The organism is Paenisporosarcina sp. P4_D4, from assembly GCF_056401835.1.
The window spans coordinates 1-2,614 of record NZ_JBFUIO010000210.1; the positions used below are offsets into that span (position 1 = coordinate 1).

Here is a 2,614-nt window from a genome sequence, read left to right on the forward strand (position 1 = left end):
ATATTAGATGATGTAAACTTCAAAATAGATAATCCATTATGGAAAGACTTAACCATAATTAGAGAAGATGGAAAAATTAACAATCAGATTGATGAAATAAAAATAAGTAAATACTTTAGAGGTTTAATTAAATAAATAGAGAATATAATATAAGAAAATACAAAAATAGAAAAAATAGGGAGAGAAAACATAAATGTTAAACGCAGAGAAGTTTTACAATGGGGAAATTAAAATTGAATATTTAAATACAATACAGCATCCAGAAACTAGAAAATTGACTGCATATCCATTTATGGCAGCAAAAGAGACAGAAGAGAAAATTTATAAAAAAGACTTATATGATATGTCTATTGATGAGATAGCAGATGTTATGAAAGCATTATCAGTTTCATCCGCAAATACAGCTTATAATCATGCAGTAAAGTTTGAACAATATATTGATTGGGCTATTGAAAATGGCTATGTAGGAAGCAACATTAATCCACTTTCAGGATTAGAAAGTAAATTAGAATGGTCTAAACAATTTGTAGCCACCTATAAACAATCAGCATTCACCAGACAGCAAATTTTAGGTATGTGTGAAGGATTAGAAAACTATGTAGATCGAGCAGTATTGTTAGCTTTATTTGAGGGAATTAGTGGAGAAGGGTTTTCTGAAATCCTTAACTTACGAACTAAAGACTTAAAAGAAGAAGATGGAAAATATTTCGCTACACTATATCAAAAAGATGGATCAAGTCGCACAATAGAGATTTCCGAATACTTATATGACACATTACACAAAGCAGATGCAGCACCAGAATATTACAACAAGAATGGTCATGCTGAAAATGACAGACAAAGTACAAGTAAGTTCTTGGATTCAGAATTCATTATGAAGAAAACAACAAGAGGAAAACAAGAAGGAGCACTAACACTGTTCTTCGTAAATCGTAAATTCCAAATTTATAAAGAAGTATTTAACTTAAAATATTTAAAATCTAAAGATATCCAAGTATCAGGAATGATGCACATGGCTAACGAATTGTATAACAGAGATGGAGAATTCAAGCAGGAACATTTACACGAAATTGGAGATCAGTTTGATACATCTATGACAAGAGTAGACAAATACGAAAATAGAAATACTAACGTAATCAAATTGTTGCTTAAAACAGATCAATTTAAAAATTTATACTCATACGATTTAATTAAGTAAATTCAACTAGAGTACCAAAACACATATAACAGTCACTCATTTTTCAAGCTGGAATAGCTGAAAATGTGTTGGCTAAGAGTAATAAATAAATTATGAGGATATGTAGCTTGTTTTTGACTTCTTGATAGGGGCGCAATTGATGAGTTCGAGAATGCAAAAAGAATGTATATATCAAGCAATCAAGCATTAATACTTGACAAGATAAACATAATATGGAAGATAATTCTTGACGAAAAAATCATAACATGATAAGATTTTTTCGTAGGACAGGAGGAAATTGTTTTGAAAATTAAGAATGTGTCATTTGAACTCGACGAAGCAACACACCTGAAATTGAAGATCAAGTGTGCTACCCTAGATGTCAATATTAAGGACTACATGGCGGAGCTAGTCAAAGAAGATTTAAAAGAAGCGCAAGAGGTTTAGACAGACTGTCCAGCACCTTCTCAAAAGTACGGACAGTCTGCTGTTCTGTAGTCTGAAAAAGACTACCCTTCTATTATAACAACTTTGACAAAACTTGACATCTAAAAATGATACGTCCTCTTGTCCTATTTATTCGACAAATTAATACCAATGAAGGATAAATTATTAATGTAAATAAGACATTTGTATTATTGATTTACTGATTATGGTAATATTTTATCAGAATAAGCACAATTTTCAGATAAAAGGATGAGTTGACAGAAGAGTTGCTGAGGAGTACAATTGGATAAAATAAGCGAACAACTGTTCGTAAACGGGGGTCATTTACATGTCATCAGTGCAGTATATCATCACATGTACATCAAACTTATCAGCAAAAACATTGATTACAGAATACGATCCTTTACTCCTAGCGGAAATCAATCTATCCTTGAAGAACATGCTTGGCGGAATATGCATGTTAACAGTGGAGGATTTTCAGATTGTCGCTGCTGAAGATTGCGAAACAGAGTAATAGGATGAGAGTTTAAATGCTCCTAGACATTTAGACAAGCATAGTGAGCTAATCAAATTTTAAAAATCAGCCATCTAAACCACTATGAAATTTAAGTTAAGACACGAGTTTCATATAACAGTCGGTTTTTTTACAAGCTGAGGTCGCAGTATATGAAGGGTGTCTGGACAGGGTGCAAGAAACTGTCCTACACATTTCGAAAAAATGAATAATAGAATAATAAAGTTTGAGTGATTTGAATATTAATATTCAAAAACGCAATAACAGAAAATTAAAACTTGAGCTACACTTTTGAACATGATATAATAAGTTATGAATTCAGGAGGTGTATAACAGCGATGACAAATTCAAGCTGGAATGAATATAAGAAGTCCATTACGGTATTAACCAAGGATCAGATTGAAGTAATGGAAGACGAAGCAAAGAAGATTGCTGATGCACTTAGTAAAAAAGAGGTAGAAGAAGCTGACAAATAG

4 protein-coding genes are annotated in these 2,614 nt (G+C 31.8%); all 4 read left to right on the forward strand.

Annotated features, from left to right (window positions below; all coding sequences use genetic code 11):
- Positions 1–193: 193 nt before the first annotated feature.
- The 4 genes from AC1DSL_RS17075 to AC1DSL_RS17090 all read left to right on the forward strand — a co-directional run bounded on the left by AC1DSL_RS17075 (position 194) and on the right by AC1DSL_RS17090 (position 2,614).
- Positions 194–1,198, forward strand: a complete 1,005-nt coding sequence (locus AC1DSL_RS17075) for a phage lytic cycle repressor MrpR family protein (protein WP_477533131.1) — start codon at positions 194–196, stop codon at positions 1,196–1,198.
- Positions 1,199–1,480: 282 nt separating this feature from the next.
- Positions 1,481–1,624, forward strand: a complete 144-nt coding sequence (locus tag AC1DSL_RS17080) for a plasmid partition protein ParG (RefSeq protein ID WP_477533132.1) — start codon at positions 1,481–1,483, stop codon at positions 1,622–1,624.
- Positions 1,625–1,952: 328 nt separating this feature from the next.
- Entirely contained in the window at positions 1,953–2,138 is a 186-nt protein-coding gene (locus AC1DSL_RS17085) for a hypothetical protein (protein WP_477533133.1), read from the forward strand.
- 338 nt (positions 2,139–2,476) lie between these two features.
- Complete coding sequence (locus tag AC1DSL_RS17090) at positions 2,477–2,614, forward strand: hypothetical protein (protein ID WP_477533134.1); 138 nt, start codon at positions 2,477–2,479, stop codon at positions 2,612–2,614.